General features: G+C 33.3%; 24 protein-coding genes. 4 read left to right on the top strand and 20 right to left on the bottom strand.

The genetic code is table 11. The features are described from left to right. The first annotated feature begins 328 nt into the window (after window positions 1-328). Complete coding sequence (locus tag RT412_RS15895; RefSeq protein WP_313340764.1) at window positions 329-748, top strand: hypothetical protein; 420 nt, start codon at window positions 329-331, stop codon at window positions 746-748. Then, a complete protein-coding gene (locus RT412_RS15890) occupies window positions 733-1617 on the top strand; it encodes a YitT family protein (RefSeq protein ID WP_313413325.1) in 885 nt (294 codons plus the stop codon). The genes RT412_RS15895 and RT412_RS15890 overlap by 16 nt, the downstream gene beginning before the upstream one ends. Before the next feature lie 62 nt (window positions 1618-1679). Here the strand turns inward: RT412_RS15890 and nifU are convergent, their stop codons facing one another. The 9 genes from nifU to pdaA all read right to left on the bottom strand — a co-directional run bounded on the left by nifU (window position 1680) and on the right by pdaA (window position 9357). Continuing rightward, the gene (gene nifU / locus RT412_RS15885; protein WP_313340768.1) at window positions 1680-2108 is read right to left on the bottom strand and encodes a Fe-S cluster assembly scaffold protein NifU; all 429 of its coding nucleotides are present in this window, start codon (window positions 2106-2108) and stop codon (window positions 1680-1682) included. A gap of 24 nt (window positions 2109-2132) precedes the next feature. Next, window positions 2133-3320, bottom strand: coding sequence for a cysteine desulfurase NifS (gene nifS / locus RT412_RS15880; RefSeq protein WP_313340770.1), 1188 nt, complete (start codon window positions 3318-3320; stop codon window positions 2133-2135). After that, the gene (locus RT412_RS15875) at window positions 3298-3753 is read right to left on the bottom strand and encodes an Rrf2 family transcriptional regulator (protein ID WP_313340771.1); all 456 of its coding nucleotides are present in this window, start codon (window positions 3751-3753) and stop codon (window positions 3298-3300) included. The genes nifS and RT412_RS15875 overlap by 23 nt, the downstream gene beginning before the upstream one ends. A gap of 149 nt (window positions 3754-3902) precedes the next feature. Then, window positions 3903-4157: a putative Se/S carrier-like protein gene (locus RT412_RS15870; protein ID WP_313340772.1), complete on the bottom strand. Its 255-nt coding sequence runs from the start codon at window positions 4155-4157 to the stop codon at window positions 3903-3905. Between the two features lie 74 nt (window positions 4158-4231). Next, window positions 4232-4735 (bottom strand): hypothetical protein, encoded by a 504-nt coding sequence (locus RT412_RS15865; protein ID WP_313340773.1) that lies wholly within the window; start codon window positions 4733-4735, stop codon window positions 4232-4234. A 14-nt stretch (window positions 4736-4749) separates the two neighbouring features. Next, on the bottom strand, window positions 4750-6060 hold the full coding sequence (locus RT412_RS15860; protein ID WP_313340775.1) for a replication-associated recombination protein A: 1311 nt from the start codon (window positions 6058-6060) through the stop codon (window positions 4750-4752). Window positions 6061-6070: 10 nt separating this feature from the next. Further along, window positions 6071-6484 (bottom strand): SoxR reducing system RseC family protein, encoded by a 414-nt coding sequence (locus RT412_RS15855; RefSeq protein ID WP_313340777.1) that lies wholly within the window; start codon window positions 6482-6484, stop codon window positions 6071-6073. 18 nt (window positions 6485-6502) lie between these two features. Further along, on the bottom strand, window positions 6503-8275 hold the full coding sequence (gene aspS, locus RT412_RS15850) for an aspartate--tRNA ligase (protein ID WP_313340779.1): 1773 nt from the start codon (window positions 8273-8275) through the stop codon (window positions 6503-6505). A 275-nt stretch (window positions 8276-8550) separates the two neighbouring features. Beyond that, window positions 8551-9357, bottom strand: a complete 807-nt coding sequence (gene pdaA, locus RT412_RS15845) for a delta-lactam-biosynthetic de-N-acetylase (protein WP_313340781.1) — start codon at window positions 9355-9357, stop codon at window positions 8551-8553. A 208-nt stretch (window positions 9358-9565) separates the two neighbouring features. Here pdaA and RT412_RS15840 point away from each other — a divergent pair, with 208 nt between their 5' ends. Beyond that, complete coding sequence (locus tag RT412_RS15840; RefSeq protein WP_313340783.1) at window positions 9566-9955, top strand: DUF1622 domain-containing protein; 390 nt, start codon at window positions 9566-9568, stop codon at window positions 9953-9955. Window positions 9956-10034: 79 nt separating this feature from the next. On the opposite strand, the gene RT412_RS15835 is transcribed toward RT412_RS15840, so the two are convergent. The 11 genes from RT412_RS15835 to RT412_RS15785 form a co-directional block, all read right to left on the bottom strand. Beyond that, the gene (locus RT412_RS15835; RefSeq protein ID WP_313340785.1) at window positions 10035-10292 is read right to left on the bottom strand and encodes a thioredoxin family protein; all 258 of its coding nucleotides are present in this window, start codon (window positions 10290-10292) and stop codon (window positions 10035-10037) included. A gap of 15 nt (window positions 10293-10307) precedes the next feature. Beyond that, window positions 10308-11777, bottom strand: coding sequence for a coproporphyrinogen dehydrogenase HemZ (gene hemZ, locus RT412_RS15830; RefSeq protein ID WP_313340786.1), 1470 nt, complete (start codon window positions 11775-11777; stop codon window positions 10308-10310). A gap of 6 nt (window positions 11778-11783) precedes the next feature. Then, window positions 11784-12404, bottom strand: a complete 621-nt coding sequence (locus RT412_RS15825) for an MBL fold metallo-hydrolase (protein WP_313340787.1) — start codon at window positions 12402-12404, stop codon at window positions 11784-11786. A gap of 9 nt (window positions 12405-12413) precedes the next feature. Continuing rightward, a complete protein-coding gene (dtd, locus tag RT412_RS15820) occupies window positions 12414-12863 on the bottom strand; it encodes a D-aminoacyl-tRNA deacylase (protein ID WP_313340788.1) in 450 nt (149 codons plus the stop codon). Window positions 12864-12961: 98 nt separating this feature from the next. Further along, a complete protein-coding gene (locus RT412_RS15815; RefSeq protein WP_313340790.1) occupies window positions 12962-15142 on the bottom strand; it encodes a bifunctional (p)ppGpp synthetase/guanosine-3',5'-bis(diphosphate) 3'-pyrophosphohydrolase in 2181 nt (726 codons plus the stop codon). A 62-nt stretch (window positions 15143-15204) separates the two neighbouring features. Further along, on the bottom strand, window positions 15205-15717 hold the full coding sequence (locus RT412_RS15810; RefSeq protein ID WP_313340792.1) for an adenine phosphoribosyltransferase: 513 nt from the start codon (window positions 15715-15717) through the stop codon (window positions 15205-15207). Between the two features lie 22 nt (window positions 15718-15739). Then, a complete protein-coding gene (gene recJ, locus RT412_RS15805; RefSeq protein ID WP_313413323.1) occupies window positions 15740-17638 on the bottom strand; it encodes a single-stranded-DNA-specific exonuclease RecJ in 1899 nt (632 codons plus the stop codon). Continuing rightward, window positions 17631-18110: a lipopolysaccharide assembly protein LapA domain-containing protein gene (locus RT412_RS15800; RefSeq protein WP_313340796.1), complete on the bottom strand. Its 480-nt coding sequence runs from the start codon at window positions 18108-18110 to the stop codon at window positions 17631-17633. Before RT412_RS15800 ends, recJ begins: the two co-directional genes overlap by 8 nt. Window positions 18111-18228: 118 nt before the next feature. Next, window positions 18229-19563 carry a thioether cross-link-forming SCIFF peptide maturase gene (gene scfB / locus RT412_RS15795; RefSeq protein WP_313340798.1) on the bottom strand — a complete coding sequence of 445 codons (1335 nt, stop codon included), beginning with the start codon at window positions 19561-19563 and terminating at the stop codon, window positions 18229-18231. Between the two features lie 65 nt (window positions 19564-19628). After that, entirely contained in the window at window positions 19629-19769 is a 141-nt protein-coding gene (scfA, locus tag RT412_RS15790; RefSeq protein ID WP_313340800.1) for a six-cysteine ranthipeptide SCIFF, read from the bottom strand. A gap of 92 nt (window positions 19770-19861) precedes the next feature. Further along, window positions 19862-20227, bottom strand: coding sequence for a TIGR04086 family membrane protein (locus RT412_RS15785; RefSeq protein ID WP_313340802.1), 366 nt, complete (start codon window positions 20225-20227; stop codon window positions 19862-19864). Window positions 20228-20601: 374 nt separating this feature from the next. On the opposite strand from RT412_RS15785, the gene RT412_RS15780 reads away from it, so the two are divergent. Next, on the top strand, window positions 20602-23283 hold the full coding sequence (locus tag RT412_RS15780; RefSeq protein ID WP_313340804.1) for a cation-translocating P-type ATPase: 2682 nt from the start codon (window positions 20602-20604) through the stop codon (window positions 23281-23283). Window positions 23284-23300: the final 17 nt, after the last annotated feature.

Here is a 23300-nt window from a genome sequence, read left to right as displayed (position 1 = left end):
AAAGTGACCTAAAATTAAATGACCTTTTGACCTAATTTTCAGTTGACAAATACAAACAAGAACCACTCTGAATAAATCCGGATTTAATCTATCCTTTAAGGACTTTGAATACAGCTGTAAAATATATATTGATTATAATCATGAATATTTTGAAAATAATTGGTTTAGTGACAATCTTTTTATTAACGACATAGAATTTCACCCTTTAGAAAATATTACAGAAAATGAAAAGGAACGATTGTTCCTTGATGATGAAATCATAGATAAATTCTTAAAAGGGAAATAAAACAGATTTGCTATTTCTGTTAGAATTTGTAAGGGGGTAAAAATGGATAAGTTCTATAAGTATTTTAATTGTATTTTAATGGCATTACTTTTAATATTTGTTATTTCAATAATAATATCACCTGTTAAAATCCTTTATCCAGATGTACGTATATCAACTCCGGATATAACTGAACCTGAAAGAAAAACAATCGAATACAGATTCAAAGCAATTAATATGCTGCCTTTCGGTTCGATTGATTTTAATGTGCAAATTATGAAAACAAATCCGGAACATCCATATTATGACATAGTGCCTGATTATAATTCAGATACAACTTTTACCCTCGCTCCGAGAGAAATAAAATCCTTTAGCTACAAGGTTGATATTAATACTGAAGATAAAAGATTAATCAATTCATTGTATCAAAGCGTCAAAGTCAAGGTAACAGATAAGAAAATTGAAGAGTGGAGATTAAAGTAATCTATATTGTAGAGGTGATTAAAATAAACAGACAAATATTAAAGGAATATTTTTTTATAGCAATTGGCTCATTTTTTGTAGCCTTAGGCGTGTATTATTTCATGGTTCCGGAAAACTTAGCTACAGGAGGAGTATCAGGGCTTTCAATTGTTTTAAACAATTATATAAACATACCCATTTCCTTTATAAACTTTTTTCTAAATTTCATGTTGTTTATATTAGGATTTATTTTCTTAGGCAAGGAATTTGGCGGAAAAACAATTTTTTCGGTAATATTTTTATCTTTATTTATGTATCTGATGGAAACATTCTTTCCTGTATCATCACCTGTAACAGATGAAATATTACTAAATTTAATATGCGGAATAGTTATATCTGCCATAGGACTTTCCATAGTATTTAATCAAAATGCATCAACGGGAGGCACAGACATTGTTGCCAAAATATTAAATAAATATTTCAATATGGATATTGGCAAGGGCTTGATGACCGCCGATGTAATAGTAGTTGCTTTAGCTTTCTTCACTTACGGTGTACAGACTGGTATAGTGGGAGCCTTCGGCTGGTTTTTAAACGGAGTGGTGGTAAATTATTTTCTTGATGGCTTTTCAGTTAAAAACGAGGTTGTTATTATTTCCGACAAGCCTGATGAAATAAAGAAATACATTTTTGACAAATTAGACAGAGGCGTAACTCTGTACAAGGCTGAAGGCGGTTACACAAATGAAGAAAAGGATATAATAGTGACCATACTTGACAGAAAGCAATACTATATATTGAAAAAGCAGCTTAAAATAATAGATCCTAAGGTGTTTGTAACGGTCAGAACGGTACAGGAGGTTTATGGCTTTGGTTTCTCAAAATTTTAAGATTTGAATAAACGGTTAAAATAAAAGCGGAGTTAAGATTATCTCTCTTCTCCGCTTTTTGTTTAATGGCAATGAATATCGTCGTCATCTATTGGTTCATAATTTTCCAGACCCTTGATTACTTTGCCTGTTTTTTGTGCATAGTCGAAAAGTGCTGATTTTACTGCCTGTTCTGCCAATACCGAGCAGTGAACCTTTACAGGTGGAAGTCCTCCCAGGGCTTCTACAACTGCCTTGTTTGTTAATTCAACAGCTTCGTTTATGCTTTTGCCCTTTATAAGCTCTGTTGCCATGCTTGATGAAGCAATCGCCGAACCGCAGCCGAAGGTTTCAAACTTAACATCTTCAATTATATCATCATTTATTTTTAAGTATATTTTCATTATATCTCCGCATTTGGGGTTTCCTACCTGACCTACACCATCCGCGTTTTCCATTGAACCGACATTTCTTGGATTTCTGAAATGGTCCATTACTGCTTCTGTATACATAATCTTCCTCCGAATTGTTTTTGTTTATTTTTTATATAAATCTTCGTCATTTTTAATTGGTGACATTTTTCTTAACTTTTCTATTATGCCCTTCATTGTCTGAACAACAAAGTCTATATCCTCTTCTGTTATTTCTTCACTTATTGTGAAACGGATAGAGCCGTGAGCTGTTCCGTGGTCAAGCCCTGTAGCCAAAAGCACATGTGACGGATCAAGTGAGCCGGATGTGCATGCTGAACCGCTTGATGCAGCTATTCCTTCCATATCTAAAAGTAAAAGAATTGATTCTCCCTCTACATATTTATATGAAAAGTTAATATTGTTAGGCAATCTCATGGTAGGATGTCCGTTAAGGATTACATCGGGTATGTTATTTTTAATTCCTTCAATAAATTTATTTCTTAATGATGTAAGCTTTTCTACATGAGCATCAAAATCTCTGTTAGCTAATTCAACTGCCTTGCCAAAGCCGACAATATTTTGAACACCTTCTGTTCCTGCTCTTCTTCCTCGTTCCTGACCGCCGCCGTGGACAAAATTATCTATTTTAACGCCTTTTCTTATAAACATACCGCCTATGCCCTTCGGTCCGCCTAATTTATGAGCCGACATTGACAATAAATCTATATGCTGCTTTTTAACATCTATTTTAACGGCTCCCATTGCCTGAACTGCATCTACATGGAACAATACTCCATGCTCCTTGGCAATTTCGCCGATTTGTTCGATTGACTGAATAGTTCCTACCTCATTGTTAGCAAACATTATTGATATAAGCATAGTTTCCGGAGTTATTGCTTCCTTTAACTGCTCTAAATCTATCATACCGTATTTATCTACATCTAAATAAGTAGTTCTGATACCAAATTTTTCCAAGTACTCGCAAGTATGAAGTATTGCATGATGCTCTATTTTAGTAGTTATGATATGGTTTTTTCCTTTATTGAAATTAGCGAATGCAACACCCTTCAATGCCCAGTTATCCGATTCTGAGCCACCGGCTGTAAAATATATTTCTTTCTCATCGGCATTGATAAAATCAGCAACAATTTTCCTTGCATTTTCTATAGCTTCCTTTGATCTTCTTCCTAATTCGTATAATTGTGATGACGGATTACCGTACTGTTCATCAAAAAATTTACGCATTTCATCTATTACTTCTTTTTTAACCTTTGTGGTTGCAGCATTGTCAAGATAAAGTTTCTTGCTCATCTTTTTCCTCCGTTAAATTAATTAAATTTGTTTTACGTTCCTGACACATATCAGCCAATGTAATATTATCAATAACATTATTAATACTATTCTCTATTTTTTCAAAAATCACTCTTGAGGCACAAGTGGATTCTCTGGAACAGACTTCCTTGCTGATGCATTCTGAAGTTGTAATATCTCCCTCTAATGTTCTAAGTATCATTCCGACAGTTATTTCATCGGGTTTCAGGGCTAAAAAATATCCGCCTTGCGGACCCCTTATCGTATCAATATACCCACTTTTTTTCAATTTAGCAAAAAGTTGTTCTAAATAACTTTCAGAAATTTCATATTTTTCTGCTATTTTTTTAAGAGAAACCGGTCCTGAACCATAATTCAGTGCAAGTTCAAATATTGCTTTTAATCCATATCTGCCCTTTGTTGATAAAATCATAAACCGTCTCCTCTCATCATAATTCCCACTATCTTAGTAGGGTATAACCAATTATATTATACCCTACTATTTTTGTCAACATTAAATTTTAAAAATCGCACAAGTTACGCTTGTGCTCACCTTAATGGTAAAATCATCTTACAATATTATTACAACATTTTGTACAAGGTCTTACCATTCTGCTTAATTTCCATAAATACATTATCAACAGGTACTTTCCTGCATTCCTTCATTACAATATTGTAGGCATCCTTTCCATACGCCTTGATGCAAAGATCACACTCGCTCTTAATACTAAAAGGAGTTTGTGTAAGGTAAATATTTCTCACTCCGTACCCCTGTAATTTATTGAATGCCGCCACGGCATAATTTCCATGCTTAAAAGTTATAATATAAAGTTCCATACTGTATCCTCCTCTACGCATTACTTACTATATTTTATTAAAAAAAATATATAAGGTTACAAGTGAGGATAACGCTAATTCAAATAACGATGTTCTTCATCATTGTCGTATATATTGAATTCTTCTTTTAAATTATCTAAATTATATTCATAATCATTTTCCGAAATTATATTGCTGTACAATAAGGTATCTAATTGATTTTTATGATCCTCAAAAATAAATATTTCCTTACATGGCCATATTATGTTTTCTTTTTTGCTGCCGTTAGTTTTTAATACTGAAATAAATATTTCATTTTCATTTAAATCTTCTACTGAACCCATTAAATTAAACTTATTAATTTTAATTTTATTCTTTTCAAATATGTTTCTTAGGGTTCTTATAAACAAGTAATGCTCCTTTTTTATTTCATAGGAAATATCCTCGTCTAATAAATTTTCCGTTAAATCCTTGTTATAAAATTCAACGTTCAAATCATATTTTTTATTTTTGTCCAATAAATCAAAATCAAATTTTTTATTTATTTTCTCTTCTATACTTATATCTTTTATATCCGTGTTATATAATTTAAAATCCATATTCATTACCTCCTTTAGCTTTGCAGGTATTCTAAAAACTTTTTAATTTTACTTTCATACCCGGATTCTTTAGGTTCATAAAAACTGATATTCTTCAGCGATTCAGGAAGATAATTTTGTTTTACATAAAATTTATTATAGTCATGAGGATACTTATAGCTTAATCCTCTTCCTAACTTTTCTGCTCCGCTATAGCTTTTATCCCTTAAATGAACAGGAACCTCCAAAGAGCTTTTTTCTACCGCATCATATGCCTTATCTATTGCTATAATAGATGCATTGCTTTTCGGTGCACATGCAACGTATATTGCTGCTTGAGCTAAAATGATTCGTCCTTCCGGAAAACCTATAATTTCTACTGCATGAAATGCGCTAACGGCTAACTGTAAAGCCCTTGGATCTGCATTACCAACATCTTCAGATGCACATATTATAATTCTTCGTGCAATAAATTTCGGATCTTCTCCTCCTTTTATCATTTTAGCCAACCAAAATACCGCAGCGTCAGGGTCAGAACCTCTCATGCTCTTTATAAAAGCTGAAATTGTATCGTAATGATTATCGCCTGTTTTATCATATTCAATCTTTTTTCTTTGAATGCATTCTGATGCAACATTTATGTCAATTTTTATTATACCATCCTTTTCATCGGTGGTTTCAACACCTAATTCCAAAGCGCTCAATGCCTTTCTTACGTCACCGTTTGAATTATTGACTATCAAATCTATTGCATCTTCATCAATTTCTATATTTTTATTTCCATAGCCATTTTCTCTATCGGCTATTGCCTTTTTAATCACATCTTTAATATGCTTATCGTCTATTTTCTTAAACTCAAAAACCAATGAACGAGAAATTAAGGCCTGGTTCACTTCAAAGTAAGGATTTTCAGTTGTAGCACCAATCAAAATAATAGTACCGTTTTCTACATAAGGTAAAAGAGCATCCTGTTGGGCTTTATTAAACCTATGAATTTCATCTATAAAAAGAATTGTTCTTTTATTATAAAGTGACAATTCATCAACAGCAAAGCTTATTTTTTCTTTTATGTCCTTTATACCGCTGGTCACAGCGTTTAGAGTGGTAAAATTATTGTTTGTATTTTCAGCTATTATTCTTGCTAATGTTGTCTTGCCTGTTCCGGGAGGACCATAAAAAATGGCAGAGGAAAGCTTGTCAGCTTTTATTGCTCTGTTTAATATTTTTCCTTCTCCCACAATATGCTCCTGACCTACAAAATCATAAAGTGTCTTAGGCCTCATGCGCTGCGCGAGAGGCCCTGATTTCTTTATTGAATTTTCATATTGCATTTCAAATATATTCATTGTTTATCCTTTATAGTTTTTTACCTATCGTAAACTTGAGAACATTTTTCTTCATTTCTTTTTTATCATAAGCTTTCAATATAAAATATGAACCTATTAAAGACAATAATGCGGAAACAGCAGAAATCATATCCTTATCAGGACTATCTGAAAGAAGCTGAACAATACCGATTACGCCCAGCATAATCAGCAGCGGCACTCCGTATAAAACTAATATATGTTTCATCATTACTTCATTTTCAGTTGTTATTTCAACATAATCGCCTACTTCGTAATCTCCTGTTATATCTGTTTCAATTGTTACACTTTTTTGATTGCAGGTTGAACCGCAGCTTTTGCAATTATCACCGCATGCGGACACTCTTTTAACCGATACAATCGCTTTATTTTCATTTATTTGTTCTATCTTTCCAACTTGATCCATTATCTTCTTCCTTTCTTACTACTCGGTAACTTCTATGCTAAGCTCCTTTAACTGCTTTGCAGTAGCATAAGTTGGTGCTTCCGTCATTAAACATGTAGCACTTTGAGTTTTAGGAAATGCTATTACGTCTCTTATGTTATCACTTTCAGTCAACAGCATCATAAAACGGTCTAAGCCGTATGCAATTCCACCGTGAGGAGGAACACCATACTTAAATGCTTCAAGCAAGAATCCGAATTTTTCATTTGCTTCCTCGTCTGAGAAGCCAAGTGCTCTGAACATTCTGTTTTGAAGCTCTCTGTTAGTTATACGAATACTTCCTCCGCCTATTTCATCGCCGTTTATTACTATGTCGTAAGCTTTGGCTCTTACCTCTTGCGGATTAGTTTCTAATTTATCAATATCTTCATCTACCGGAGCCGTAAACGGGTGATGCTTTGCCACATATCTTTCTTCCTCATCGTCATATTCAAACAATGGAAAATCAGTTATCCAAACTAATTCATATTTACTTTCATCTATAAGATTTTTATCGTGGGCTATTTCAATTCTTAGTGCTCCAAGAGCAGTATTAACAACCGATTCCTTGTCTGCTAAAATAAACACGATATCTTTTTCTTTTAACTCAAGAGTTGAAATCAATTTATTTTGTTCATCTTCACTTAAAAATTTAGCTATTGGTGAGTCAATTACTCCATTTTCATATTTCATCCATGCCAGACCCTTAGCACCATATGTTTTTACAAACTTTTCAAGCTTGGAAATTCCCTTCTTTGAAAAATCATCGGCTGATGAATCTATTTTAACACATTTTATTAACCCATTTGAATCATAAGTTGATTTAAAAGCATTAAATTCAGAATTTTTAAATATTTCAGTAATATTAGTAAGCTCATATCCAAAACGCAAGTCAGGCTTATCTGAACCGTATTTGTCCATTGCCGTTTTATACGACATACGTTTGATGGGAAGCTCTATATCAACATTTTTAACTTCTTTAAATATTTTCTGAATAAGCTTTTCATTTACAGAAATAACATCCTCTACATCAACAAATGACATTTCAATATCAACCTGTGTAAATTCAGGTTGTCTGTTTGCTCTTAAGTCCTCATCTCTGAAGCATCTTACTATTTGGAAATATCTGTTCATACCTGAAACCATCAACAGCTGCTTAAACAGCTGCGGTGATTGCGGCAATGCGTAAAATTTGCCGGGATTAACTCTGCTTGGCACTAAATAATCTCTTGCTCCTTCAGGTGTCGGCTTTGTTAAAAAAGGTGTTTCTATTTCATTGAAGTTATTTTCATATAAGAAATCTCTTATAACCTTTGATGTCTTGCTTCTTAACATAAGATTATTTTGCATATGAGGTTTTCTTAAATCAAGAAATCTATATTTTAAACGCATTTGTTCAGAAACGTCATCGTCATCCTTTATATAAATCGGAGGAGTTTCAGCAGTATCCAATATTTTAAGCTCTTCGATATATACTTCTATTTCTCCGGTAGCTAATTCAAGGTTCTTAGATTCTCTTTCTAAAACCCTTCCTCTTACGGCAATAACAAATTCGCTTCTCAAGCCTTCTGCTTTTTCAAAGCTTTCTTTATTTACTTCAGTGTCAAACACAATTTGAATTAAGCCTGTTATATCTCTTAAATCCGCAAATATAAGTCCGCCTAAGCTTCTTCTTTTCTGCACCCACCCCATCAGAACAACTTCTTTGCCTATATCATTCTTGCTTAATTCTCCACACATATTTGTTCTTCTTAAGCTTCCCATTGTTTCCATAATATCCTCCAAGATACAATTAAAATAAAAACTCATCCCCATATTTAGGGACGAGTTTAACCCGCGTTGCCACCCTACTTGGACTATAAATAGTCCCTCTCGATTGTTTTTGCTTTATTTGAGGTGTCTTTCATCACAAGTTAATAACAGCTCTCATCGTCCCTGTCTTGCTTTGATTAATACAATTATGATTACTCTTCCCCAAGCAACATATTTATGTTTAAATTAACATAATGAAAGTTATTTGTCAATAAGTTTTTAAAGGATTTTACTTATTATGCTCCTGTTAAGTCGTCTAAGGTCTTGAAGGTATAGCCGGCTTCCTTCCATTTAGTTATGAGTTCATCTAATATTTCCGAATTTGTTTTTGAAGTACTGTGAAGCAGTATTACCGCCCCCGGATGAGTACGCGGTATCAGCTTACTGAAAGCTTGCTCTTTAGTAGGCTGCTTATCGTTATACCAATCAACGTAAGCTAAGCTCCAGAATATTGTTTTGTAACCTAAGTTATTTGCCATTATTAAATTTTCTTCATTGAATTTTCCCTGAGGAGGTCTGTAATATTTGGGCATATCTAATCCGGTTATTTGCTTATAAAGCTCTTCTAAGGAAATTAATTCTTTTTTAAAGGAATCAACATCTGATATTTTAGACATATCAGGATGATTGTATGTATGGTTTCCTACTATGTGACCTTCTTCAACCATTCGTTTTACGAGCTCAGGTTCTTCCTCCAAGTAATGACCTACTAAAAAAAATGCTGCCTTAATCTCATGCTTTTTTAAAACATCCAATATATTTGGCGTAAATCCGTTTTCAAATCCCGCATCAAAAGTTAAATATATATCCTTTGAATCGTCTTTGCCTACATAATAAGCATTGTATTCTTTAAGAGCCCTTGCTGAAGCATTTCCTACAGGAGGTTTCCCGTTTTCTCTGAAGCTTAATCCCCAGTTTGTAATTTCTGTTGAAACGGTAACAGAAAAATTAAACATTGCTTCATAAATAAAAAGACAAGCAAATATTAAAACTACGCAGCCTAACAAAATTCCAATTGTTTTTTTTCTTATATATATAAACATATCCATCACCCCTATATTATATATATAAGAAAACATGTACATTATGTATTAAGAATTTAGAATATTACATAGATTTACTGATTTTCATAAAGGAACCTTTGACATAGTAAGTATAATGGATTATAATACTAATTAGCTTTTTATACGCTTAACCTCTTTTTCAATTTTTTTAATGAAATAGAGGTAATTTATGATTTTTGGAGGAGCTATGCTTGAACATTTAATTAGTATTATCGTGCCAAATATTGCACATGTTTTGGAATTAATAGGTGTTTTTATAGTAATTTATTCTGCACTTAAAACATTTGGTAGATATGCAATAAGATTTTTTAATTTTTCAGACGAAACAATTAAAATTGATTTTTCTCAAGCTTTGGCAATGGCTTTGGAATTTAAGCTTGGTGCCGAAATACTTAAAACGTTGGTAATAAGAACTATCGATGAATTAATAATCCTTGCTTCCATTGTTGTTCTGAGAGCAGCATTAACATTGATTATTCATTGGGAAATTGAATCCGACTCTAAAAGAGGTAATCATATTTTAGGACTTAAAAAATTTAGTAAAAAAAATGAGGAAAACTCCTCACACGACATGTAAAATTAAAAACAAGGGGAAGTAAAAAAAGGGGACGGTAAAAGAACCGTCTCCTTTTTGATTGTGGTAACTGTCCAGGTTCTTATAATGCTTTTTTTAAAACTTCCTCTAATTTTTCTAATGTCGGTACACCTTCATGTATTTTTACTCCGTCAACATAGAATGTAGGTACGTAGTAATAATCATGAGTGCTTGCAGCCTGAACATTTTCAGATTCTTCAATATATTCGATTTCAATTTCTGAATAACTTGAATTCTGTGATTTCAATTCTTCAAGCATTTTAAAAGCACGCTTGCAATGCGGGCAATTTTGTAAATAAAAAGCTTTAATTTTTTTCATTTTCTCTCCTTTAATCTATAATAATTCTATTTTTTTATTTATTATTTCGTGTATACGGCTGTTATACTCCTCTAAGCTTTTAAAGTTTCTAACCGGCTCATGCCTGCCGTTATCCTGAAGTATTTTGCTTGAACCGCCTAAGCCGCAGGCAAGTATTGTTTCTAATTCCTCTATTATAATCATATTGTATATACATTCCTTTTTAGGCAATGTAAAGCCAATATTTTCGGAATTACCTTTAATATTTTTTTGTCTGTACATATAGTATGGATTGTATCCGGAAGATTGGCATTTTTCATTGACAACCTCATGCATTTTAGCCATTAAATCATAATCCTTCGACATTTCCTGAGTTTCTCTTGTAAGCTCCGATTTCTTCTTGTAAGACAGTGAATGCACGGTTATATTTTCAGGTTTTAGCTTAACTATTTCTGTTATTGTATTTTTAACATCCGACTCATCCTCACCGGTCAGCCCTAATATTACGTCCATATTGATTGCAAACCCTATTTCTCTTGAAAGCTTATATTTTTGAATTATATCATCTATGGTGTGGCTTCTTCCAATTAAATTTAAGGTTTTTTCATTCATCGTTTGTGGATTGATGCTTATTCTGTTAACATGGTTTCGTTTTAGGCACTCTAATTTTTCTCTGCTTAAGGTATCCGGTCTTCCGGCTTCAAATGTAACTTCCTTAATTTTAGTCAAATCATAATACTTCTTAATTGAAGAAAATATTAAATCAATTTGAGCCTCATTAAGTACCGAAGGTGTTCCCCCGCCAATGTAGACGGTATTTAAATTCATGCCTTTCTTTAAAGCAAGCTCAATAGTTTTTTCAATTTCATAAATTAAGCTCTTCAGATATATATTAACTTTATCTTCTTTAGTATTTACAAATGAAGTAAAGGAACAATAGCTGCATTTAGACGGGCAAAAAGGTATGCCCACATATAAATTATAATTATTTTTTTGTTCTGCAGTTATATATTTGCTTTCAATTTCTAATATGTTCCAAAGAAGCTTGATTTTGTCGTCCTTAATTTCATATGTGCCTTTAAGTATTCGGTTTATTTCATCATCACTTTTTAAATTGTTTTTAGCGGTAATTAAAATTTTTATTACTCTTACTCCTGTTAAGATTCCATAATCCGGTTCCACATTATAATATTTTTTCAGTACATTATGAATTGATTTTACAACAAGAGTTTTCTTTAGCTTTTTTTCATTATTGCTTTCTAAAAGTATTTCTTCACTGTTAAAAATTGCATGATACAATAAAGCTCCATTATTATATAGATATGCCTCAGCCAAAATTGTATCATCCTTTTCTTTAAGTATTGACACCAAGCTTAAACCTTCTTTATCAATGTCGCTTAATATATCGCAATATTTAATAATATAATGTAAATTTAAATCAAAAACTCGTAGGGCATTTCTTGATTCATATTCAAAATTATGCCCTGTCAAATAAAATTTTAACATTTTTCTCTAATTAAAAAATGGATTTCCTTGTCTTTCGGATTTTATTGTTGAAGGTGAGTTGTGACCGGGATAAATAGTGATATCTTCATCATATTTAAATATTTTTTCTTTTACGGAATTAATTAATTCTTCGTATGAACCACCGGGTAAATCTGTCCTGCCGATTGATTTGTTAAACAATGTATCCCCGGTCATCATTATATTGCCTACCTTAATACAAATTCCTCCCTTAGTATGTCCGGGAGTATGAATGATTTCAAATTTTAATTCCCCAAGCTCCAATACATCTCCGTCATTAAGCAATACATCTGCATTAATTGAAATACTTTTTCCCACTATTTGTTTGGAAAAATTTATATTGCTGTCTTTCAGATATTCCGCATCATCCTTATGTATGTAAATCTTAGTGTTATATTTTTTAACAATATCTAAAACAGCGCCTATGTGATCTCCATGAAAATGCGTAAGAATAATCATTTTAGGGTTTAATTTAAGTTTCTCTATCAAGCTGTCAATTTTATTAAAATCAGCACCGGGATCAATAATTGCCGCTTCCCCGCTCGTTTCACTTCCAACTATATAACAATTAGAATAATATGAACCAACTGCAAATCCTTCAAATATCATAAATTCCTCCTAAAAAACTCTTTTACTGTCTAAGAGTATTGTAACAGGTCCATCATTCACCAATTCAACCTGCATATCAGCTCCGAATTCACCCTCTTGAGTAAATATATTTTTTTCCTTCATGCTGCTGATAAATTTTTCATACATCGGTATTGCTTTTTCTGGTTGAGCTGCTTCTGTATAGCTTGGTCTTCTGCCTTTTCTTGCATCTCCAAGAAGAGTAAATTGTGATATAACCAAAATACTTCCATCTACATCTAATAAGCTTTTATTCATTTTTCCGTTTTCATCTTCAAATATTCTTAAATTCGGAACCTTGTCACACATATATTCCAAATCCTTTTCATCGTCGTTGCATTCAACACCCAACAACAATAAAATGCCATGGCTGATTTCACCGATTACCTTATTGTCAACCGTTACATTTGCACGCTTAACACGTTGCACTACTGCTCTCATTTCTTTCTCCTATCAGTATCTATAGCGCAGTCTCGTTCACCAATTTATTTGCTTGCTTCGCTCGCATAAATTAGGAATCAGTTGCGAATGACCTACCGCTATTTCTTATTTCTATACACTTCCAAAACACCGTCTAATTTCCTAATTTTTTTCATTAAATCTTCTATTTGTTTAGTTTCTTCTATTTCAAAACCTATATCAACAATTGCTATTCTCTCTTTATTAACTCTCAAATTTAAAGATACGGCATTTAATTTTGCCTCAGAATATAAATTAGTAAGGTCCTGCAAAAATTTTGGTCTGTCAAGAGCTTTAATCTGAAGCTCACTCACAAATTTTGCCTTCTTGCCCGTATCCCATTCAACCTCTATAAATCTTTGGTCATCACTGTCATTTAAATCATGTATGTTGGTACAGTCAGCTCTGTGTACTGAAACTCCTCTTCCTCTTGTTATATATCCGACGATTGCATCGCCGGGTACCGGACTGCAGCACTTTGAAAAACGAATTTTGACGTTATCTATACCTTTTATAATGACACCCGAAGCATGCTTCTCGATTCTTGAAGGTGCTTTATTAGTAAGATTTTTCTCAAGATTTTCTATTTTATCAAGCTCTATTTTATCTTTATTTTTTTCAAGATAAATAAGCTTTAATCTGTTTACTATTTGATTTTCGGTGATACCTCCGTTACCAACCGCTGCGTAAAGATTATTTGCGGTATACATACTGTATTTTTCGGCAACTGTTTTAAGCCAATCTTCCCTTAACAGGTCATTAACCAAAAATCCCTGCTTTTTGATTTCTCTTTCAACAAGCTCTTTACCTTTTTCAACATTAAATTCTTTATCTCTTTCTTTAAAGAACTTTCTGATTTTCGATTTGGCTTGGCTTGATGCAGCAATTTTAAGCCAATCCCTGCTTGGACCGCTGCTTTGCTGCGATGTTAAAACTTCTACCTGATCGCCTGTTCTAAGTTTTGTATCGATTGGAACAATACGTCCGTTAACCTTTGCACCGACACACTTATTGCCCACGGCGCTGTGAACTCTATATGCAAAATCTATCGGCGTTGAGCCTGTAGGTATATTTACTACTTCTCCTTTTGGAGTAAATACAAATACCTCATCAGCATATAAATCTATTTTTAATGTTTCCATAAATTCTTGAGGGTCATTTGTTTCCTGCTGCCACTCAAGCATTTGTCTCAGCCAGTTTAATTTTTCCTCGTAGTGAGTTTGTTCATCGATACCTTCTTTATATTTCCAATGTGCTGCGATACCGTATTCAGCAGTTCTGTGCATATCTAAGGTTCTGATTTGTATTTCAAAGGGTTCTCCTTGAGGCCCGATAACCGTAGTATGTAATGACTGATACATATTTGGCTTAGGCATTGCAATATAATCCTTAAATCTTCCGGGTATCGGTTTCCATAACGTATGAACGGTACCTAAGGAGCCGTAGCAATCCTTTATACTGTCTACAATTATTCTTACTGCTATTAAATCATATATTTGTTCAAAGGTTTTATGCTTGAAATACATTTTCTTATAAATTGAATACAAGCTTTTCGGTCTTCCCTTAATATCTGCCTGTATGTTAGCTTCATTAAGTTTTTCGTACATGACGGAAATAATATGATCAATATAATCCTTACGCTTTTCGCTTTTTTCCTGTACCTTTCTTACTAAATCCTCATATCCGTCAGGATCAATATATTTTAAACTTAAGTCCTCTAATTCCCATTTAATTGAAGCCATACCAAGACGATTAGCAATTGGAGCATATATTTCAATTGTTTCCATTGCTTTTTGATATTGCTTTTCTTTCGGCATGTACTCAAGAGTCCTGATGTTGTGCAGACGGTCAGCAAGCTTTATAATAACCACTCTGATGTCCTTGGACATTGCAATTATCATTTTTCTTAAGGATTCAGCCTGACGTTCCTCTTTATTTCTGTATTTAACTTTGCTTAACTTTGTAACACCGTCAACCATATTCGCAATTTCTTCGCCAAATTCTCTTTTTATATCATCATCAGTTATACCGGTGTCCTCAACTACATCATGGAGAAGTCCCGCTGCTATTGTTTGAACATCAACGTGCAAATCAGCTAAAATGAGCGCAACATGGTAAGGGTGAACAAAATATCTTTCACCCGAAAATCTTGTTTGTGCATTTGAGTGAGCCATCTCCGCATAATTGTATGCCTTGGCCACAACCGCTATATCTGCATTTGGATTGTATGATTCTATTTGATTGATTAAATTTCCAAGCATTCTTCCACCATATCTTTTCTTTAGTAAATTAAAGCAATAAATATATTAAAATAAGAATATTTTTAATATTGTATCAGTGACTCTACCTTGTATCCTTCTAATTTTTCTCTTCCGTTTAAATCGTTAAGCTCTATTAAAAATCCAAGTCCAACAACTTCGCCGCCAAGCTTTTCCACAAGCTTAGCTGCTGCATACATAGTTCCTCCGGTAGCTAATAAATCATCTATTATCAATACCTTTTGACCCGGCTGTATTGCATCCTTATGGATTTCCAATTTATCGGTTCCGTATTCAAGCTTATATTCATAGCTTATCGTTTCAGCAGGAAGCTTACCCGGTTTTCTTACAGGTACAAAACCTGTACCTAATAAATAAGCAAGAGGTGTAGCAAAAATAAATCCTCTTGATTCAGGTCCTATTACCATATCAACATGGACATCCTTAAATCTTTCCGCCATTTGATTGATACAGTCTTTTAATGCATCAGCATCCTTCAAAAGTGTTGTAATATCCTTAAAGCTGATTCCTTCTGCAGGGAATCCATCAATTACTCTGATTTTTTCTTTTAAGTCCATATTATAATCCTCCGGTTAAGCTCTATTTTTTTATGTACAGCATATCATCCTTCAATGCATACTGTATATTATCTGCTTTTTTCAACATACAAACAATTTCTTCCGCTGTTATTTTAGTATTATATAATTTGTTCAGCTTTTCAACAAGCATAAATATATCGGTTTTAATTATTTTTGACTTAGTTTTATTGATAATTGAATTGATCATCTTTAATTTTTCTTCGTCAATATTGTATTCAAAGAATTCATCTTCTTCTATATTTTGTAAAATCAGCTGGACTGACTTTCTGCCGTTAAATTCGTTTAAACATAATGTAACAGCATATGCATATGGTTTTGTAAGAATTTTTTCCAATAAGTTAATTTTACTGAAGCCAATAACCGGTATGTCATTACTTCCATCTGTTAATACAAAGCTTAAATGATTTCCGTCCTTTCCAACTTTCTTAATACTTTTTAGCGACGGCTTAACAAGTACAAGAAGCGGTGTGGGGTTACCTGAGCCAAATGGTTCAATTTTGCATATTTCATCATAAAGATTAATGTTTAAATCTTTTACATTTACATAAGAATCGACGGCAATTTCCTTTATACTTGTTTCTTCATATTGAGTTTGAATGTAGTTATTTAGCTCATTAGAGAAAGCACTTATGTTTTCTTCTTGTATAGTTAAACCGGCGGCAAGCTTATGCCCGCCATACTTAACTAAATATGAATCTGCCGCTCTGAAGCTTTCAAAAATATCTAAATACTCCAAACTCCTTGCAGAGCCCTTTCCTACATTATCCTTTACGGAAATAACAACACTCGGTCTTTCGTACTTTTCGGTAAGCTTTGATGCAACAATGCCAAGTACACCCTCATGCCAATTAGGTCCGTATACAACAATTATATTTTTCCTGTATAAAAATTCCGTTTCTATTTTCTTAACAGCTTCGTCAAAAATTACACTTTCTGCTTTCTTTCTTAACAAATTTAAGCTTTCAAGCTCCAAGGCAAGCAACTCTGCCTCATTTTCATTCTCAACAAGTAAAAGCTTTATGGCCTTTTTAGCTGTATCCATTCTGCCGGCAGCATTTATTCTTGGTGCCACAATAAAACCAATATGAAAGGAATCAATTTCCTTATCCTTTATGCCGGAGACCTCCATTAGCTTTTTCAAGCCTATTAACCTTGTATTATTAATCTTTTTTAATCCGTTTTTAGCAATAATTCTATTGTCGCCTATTAAGTCAACAATATCTGCAATTGTTCCTAAGCAGGCAAGCTCCAATAAAACATCTTCTATATTTTGTACCTTTAAATGTTTATTTAAAGCAGTCAAAAATTTAAAAGATAGTCCGGAAGCACATAGGTGCTTATTTTTTGACGGACAATCTTTTTGTTTTGGATTGATTATAGCATATGCTTCAGGCAACTCTTCCTTGCATTGATGGTGATCTAAAATGATAACATCCTTATTTAAACTGCTTATTTCACGCATCTTCTCTATTTCAGCTATACCGCAATCAACTGTTATAATTAAATCTGCTTTTATAGAATCATTTTTTAACAGCTCTATGAAATCGGAGCTTATGCCATAGCCTTCTGTTTCTCTTTCAGGAACATAATATTCTATGCTTGCACCTGCTTTTTTAAGCAAAATTATGAATTGGCAAATGGAAGTAACTCCATCAACATCATAATCTCCATAAACTACCATATGTTCGCTGTTTTTGACGGCTTCTAAAATTCTATCCGCGCCTTTTTGCAGGTCTTTATAATTTTCTGCGCTTTCAAAGTATTTATAATCCGGATCAAGAAATTCTTCTATCTCATCAAATGTTCTTAAATTTCTGTTTAACAGTATCCTTGAGGATATGTCGGAAAGATTGAATTTTTTACTTATATCATCAATATCTTTCTGATTATATTCATTCACTTTCAACTTCACTTTTTTCATCGCTTAATTCAGTACCGACGCTTTCGTTTATAGTATTAGAATCATTTTTTAATTCTAATTCATTATTTAATGATTCTATTGTTTCTTTTTGTATTTTACTGTTTTCCTCAAGCTCAGAAATTTTTAATAAAAGTTCATTGTTTTTTTCTGTTATACCCTGTATTTCCTGCTGTAAATCCTTAACGGTTTTGTCGGCAAGCATCTTGTCGCCTTCAAGAGTTTTGAGTTTATTTTTCATTTCTTTTGATTCGGATCTTTTCTTAAATTGTCTTGTTGTGCCTAATGCCAACACTAAAACAGCTCCAATAATGATACATACCATTATTATTACGGCCAAAGGCATGTCGACTCTTGCTAAAAATAAATCCAAGCTGACAATATCTCCGTTCTGAATAGAAAAGATCGCAACAAATATTGCTATTATTAATACTACTATAAAACCAATTTGCATACTTACACTCCTCTCTTGTTGTTTAAATAAATTTTCATTGAATTATGATATTTACATTATACTATATAATAGTATATATTTACCACATTTTTTTATTATCAAACGGCATTTAGAGCTATTATGCTAATTTAGCCTTAATATATATTGAACATTCTATACGTTTTTTCTCTAATTCACATCCCACACTGTATGGTATGTTAAAGTCCTTGTTGAAATTATATGCATTGGCATGACATCCGCCGCTGCAATAATACTTAGCCCAGCAATCCTTACACACAGGTTTTTCATTGACAGATACATTTTTGAATTTATCTGTTATTTCTTCATTGAAAATACCTTCATCAACATTTCCTATAACAAACTCGTCTTGTCCTACAAACTGATGACATGGATATATATCTCCGTTTGGAGTTATAGCAACATATTCTGTTCCTGCTCCGCAACCAATTGATCTTTTATAGATGCACGGACCTCCGTCAAGCTCAATATTGAAATGAAAGAAGTTGAATTTTTTATTTTCTTCTTTATTACTTTCAAGATAAAGCTCCGCCAGCTTTTCATATTCTTCCTTGAGAATTTCCAAATGCTCTTCCTTCAAAGCATATTTTTCTTCAGGATTTGCTACAACCGGCTCAACGGATATTTTATCGAACCCTAAACCACGAATATGTTTAACATCCTCTGAAAAATCTAAATTGTATGCAGTAAATGTTCCTCTTGCAAAGTAATCCTTATCCATTCTTTTAGAAACAAAATTTTGAAAATTCTTTACGATTGTCTCATAGCTGCCTTTTTCATTGATTGTTTTGCGCATACGGTCATTTGTAGATTTTCTGCCGTCAATGCTTAAAACAACATTATCCATATTTTCATTTATATAATCAATTTTTTCATCATCTAAAAGAACACCGTTTGTAGTAATGGTAAATCTAAAATGCTTATTATGTTTTTCCTCTAATGACCTGCCGTAATCCACAAGTTTTTTGATAGTTTCGAAATTCATCAATGGTTCACCGCCAAAGAAATCTACTTCTAAATTTCTTCTGAATCCCGAATTATTAACTAAAAAATCAAAGGCCTTTTTACCGGTTTCATAGCTTAAAAATTCTCTTTCACCCTTGTAGCTTCCTTGTGAAGCGAAGCAATATTCACATCTTAAGTTGCAGTCATGAGTCATATTTAAGCACATTGCTTTAATGGCAGGTTTGATTTTATTTACTGCATTTGTTTCCTCGGTATAAAGCATGTTATTAACTATGAGATAATTTATTTCCGATATTGCTTCACTGATCATATCTCTTCCATGCTTTTTTTCTAATTCTTTAACTTTATGATCACATTTGAAACTGTCATTGTTTAATAAATCGTAAATTATTTCATCAACAACATGTACCAAGCCGCTGTTTGTATCAATTGCAAAATACATGTCGTTCATTTTAAATAAATGTATCATTTTTCCTCCAAAATTTCTCATGCTGTAGGTGCAAAAAAATTAGTAGTGGCTCAGCCACTACAGATTTATTTATTCTCGCACTTTTGATTTCCTACCGTACAAGAAGTTTTACATGCAGATTGACATGAAGTCTGGCATTCTCCGCATCCTTTTACACTCATATTATCTGTAAGCTTTTTTTGGTTAAGTGTTTTAATATGTACCATAATAACCCTCCTAATGAACTTCCTAAATTATAGCACTTATTTATAGTATTTAAAAGTATTTTTTTAATATTTGCAAATAGTTTTAATTATATTTATCTTCTGGGGATTTTCAACTTAGTATTAACACCTAAAATTCCCCCCAAGACAGATACGGGAAGATATAACAATTGTCTTACAATACTGATTTGGCCGGGATAACTGAAAATTACCTTCATTAAAAGAACTAATGCAAAATAAACAATCCAAAGTTCAATTCCTCTTATTAAACCTCTTTCATGTACACTTTTAGCATACAGTAATGAAACAATAAATATACAAATGGGTACTGATATGCTGTAACTGATTTCTGCCGCCGGCTGTTTTGAAAAAAAGTACATATATATTGTTATAACAAAGAATACCGCAAGTATCATTATAAACAGATACAGTGAATATTTAAGCAATTTAACTATATTCATAATTATCCTCCATTTTTTGTTTTCATTAAATCTTATTCAAAATCAAGTAAAAAAGAACTTTTAAAGACAAAACTTCCGATTTAGTTATAAAATTTCTTGACATTTCAATTTAGGTTTGCTAAAGTAAAAATACTAAGAGGGAGTAGTTTTAAATTTTCAGTCAACAACACGGGATCATTGATTCTGGCTGAAAATCTGATCGTGAAATTTAGGTAACAAGACTTTTAGTGTATCTTTATTTTTTTATAAAAAGAGATATACAAAAGTCTTTTTTTTATAAAAATTTGGCATACTAAGCAGACGACCCAAATTTTAATTTGGTGTCGGCCGCTTATACTGTAAGTGCAATTAAAACTATAAAAAAGGAGAGAATTATGTATTATCAAAAAAGCTCTGAAGATACATTGTTGAGTTTAAATGTTCAAAGCAGCAATGGTCTGACTCAGGAGGAAGTGAAAAAACGGTTAGGGGAAAATGGGCCGAATACTTTAGTTGAGAAGCAAAGAAAGACAATCTTGCAGATGTTTTTGGCTCAGCTTAAGGATACAATGATTTATATACTTTTTGCGGCAGCAGCTATATCAGCTATTCTGCATGAGGTAACTGATGCTGTCATAATTTTAATAGTTGTTTTGATTAATGCAGTAATAGGAGTTGTCCAGGAGTCAAAAGCTGAAGCTGCTTTAGAAGCTTTAAAAAATCTATCCAGCCCCACGGCTATGGTTCGACGGAACGGTAAAGTTGTAGAAATACCCGCAAGTGAATTGGTAGCAGGCGATATAGTTATACTTGAAGCCGGTCGTATAATTCCTGCAGACTTAAGATTATTACAATCAGTAAATTTAAAGATAGAAGAATCTGCACTTACAGGTGAATCTGTTCCCGTATATAAAGATGCAAACTTCATAGCTACCGGAGAAATGAGTATCGGGGACAGAATAAATATGGTCTATTCTTCAACAAGTGTAGCGTATGGAAGAGGAGAAGGTGTAGTTGTATATACAGGCATGGATACGGAAATAGGTAAAATTGCATCCATGCTTAATGAAAGTGTAGAAGAATTAACTCCGCTACAGAGACGATTAAATGATTTAGGCAAGCTTCTTGGAATTGTAGCAATAGTTATAGTAGCTGCTATGTTCGGTATGGCATTATTGCAGGGAAGAGATATAATTGAAATGCTTATTACCGCAATTGCCTTGGCTGTTGCAGCAATACCGGAGGGCTTAACCGCAGTCGTAACAATTGTCTTGGCTCTTGGAGTTCAAAGAATGGTTAAGGTTAACACTATAGTTCGAAAGCTTCCGGCAGTTGAAACCCTTGGTGCGGTCAGCGTTGTCTGTTCAGATAAAACAGGTACTCTTACACAAAACAAAATGACTGTCACAAAGATTTATTTAGATAATCAAATAAAGGATGTTACAGAGCTTTCATATGATAAAAATACTATTTTTACTAAAGGGTTCGTACTTTGTAACGATGCTTCAACGGCTAATAATGAAAGAATCGGTGACCCTACAGAGCTTGCTTTATTAGATATGGGTAAATTGGTCAATGTTACGAGAGAAGGTCTCGAACAAACTAATCCGAGAATTAATGAACAGTCATTTGACTCGGCTCGTAAGTTAATGACGACAGTTCATAAGGAAGACAATAAAGTAATGAGTTATACAAAGGGAGCTATGGACATACTCCTTGAAAGATGCACAAAAATATACTTAAACGGTGAAGTTGCCGAAATTACGGAACAGCATAAAACAGATATAAATACGGCAGCTTCTGAAATGGCAAGAGGAGCACTCAGAGTTTTAGCTTTAGGATATAAAGAAGATGATGACACAGCAAATGAAGAAAATCTTACATTTGTTGGCCTAATAGGTATGATTGACCCTCCAAGACCGGAGGCGAAAGATTCTGTACAGGTATTAAAGCAAGCGGGAATCACAACCATAATGATTACCGGGGACCATAAGGATACTGCTTTAGCCATAGCTAAGGACTTAGGAATTGCCGAAAATGAAAATCAATGTATAACAGGCAGTGATTTAAATGAATTAACGCAAGAGCAATTAAATAACAAGGTAAGAGATTTGCGGGTATTCGCAAGAGTTTCTCCCGAACACAAGGTTATGATTGTTAAGGCATTTAAATCTAACGGCAGCATAGTTTCTATGACAGGAGACGGTGTAAACGACGCTCCTTCTCTAAAATCAGCAGATATAGGAGTAGCAATGGGTATAACAGGTACAGACGTTGCTAAGGGTGCTGCTGACATGGTGCTTACAGACGATAACTTTGCTACCATTGAAAAAGCAGTTGCTGAGGGAAGAGGAATTTACCAGAATATTAAAAAAACAGTTTTGTTCCTTCTTTCATCCAACTTTGGAGAAGTTATTTCAATGTTCTCCGCTATAGCAGCAGGGCTTGCATCTCCGCTTCAATCAATACACATTCTTTGGATTAACTTGATAACAGACTCATTGCCGGGATTAGCCTTGGGAGTTGACCCTAAAGACAACGACATAATGAAGGCTAAGCCAAGAGATCCAAATGAAAGCCTGTTTGCTCACGGTGGATTGATATTTACAGTATATAATGGTTTCATGATAGCCGGCTTAACATTGGGAGCATTCCTGTGGTCACCTGTTATGCACTTAAATGCGGAAGGTATGGCAATAACTCTCGAAAATATAAAATGGATGCTTGGTCAAACCCTTATAGTTAACGGAGCGGATTACAGCATCATAGAACATGCTCAGACATATGCATTTACTACATTGGGAGTATCACAGTTATTCCATGCCATAGGTATGAGAAACTACGATAAATCTTTGTTTAAAATGAAGATGTTTGACAATAAGTCAATGATTGCAGCATTTATAATAGGATTGGCGCTTCAGATAGCGGTTACGGAAATTCCAATTCTTACAGAAGTATTTGAAACAAGCCGATTAACCTTAAAAGAATGGGGTAATTTAATTCTGATATCTATGATTCCGTTATTGTCACATGAGATCATTGTTGCCGGTAAAAATCTGTTTGGAAAAAATGCATAATCAGGCGAATATATCAA

The organism is Sedimentibacter sp., from assembly GCF_032080165.1.
GTDB lineage: Bacteria > Bacillota > Clostridia > Tissierellales > Sedimentibacteraceae > Sedimentibacter.
The sequence above is the reverse complement of the archived record's forward strand: the minus strand, read 5'-3'. Positions and strand labels throughout refer to the sequence as shown.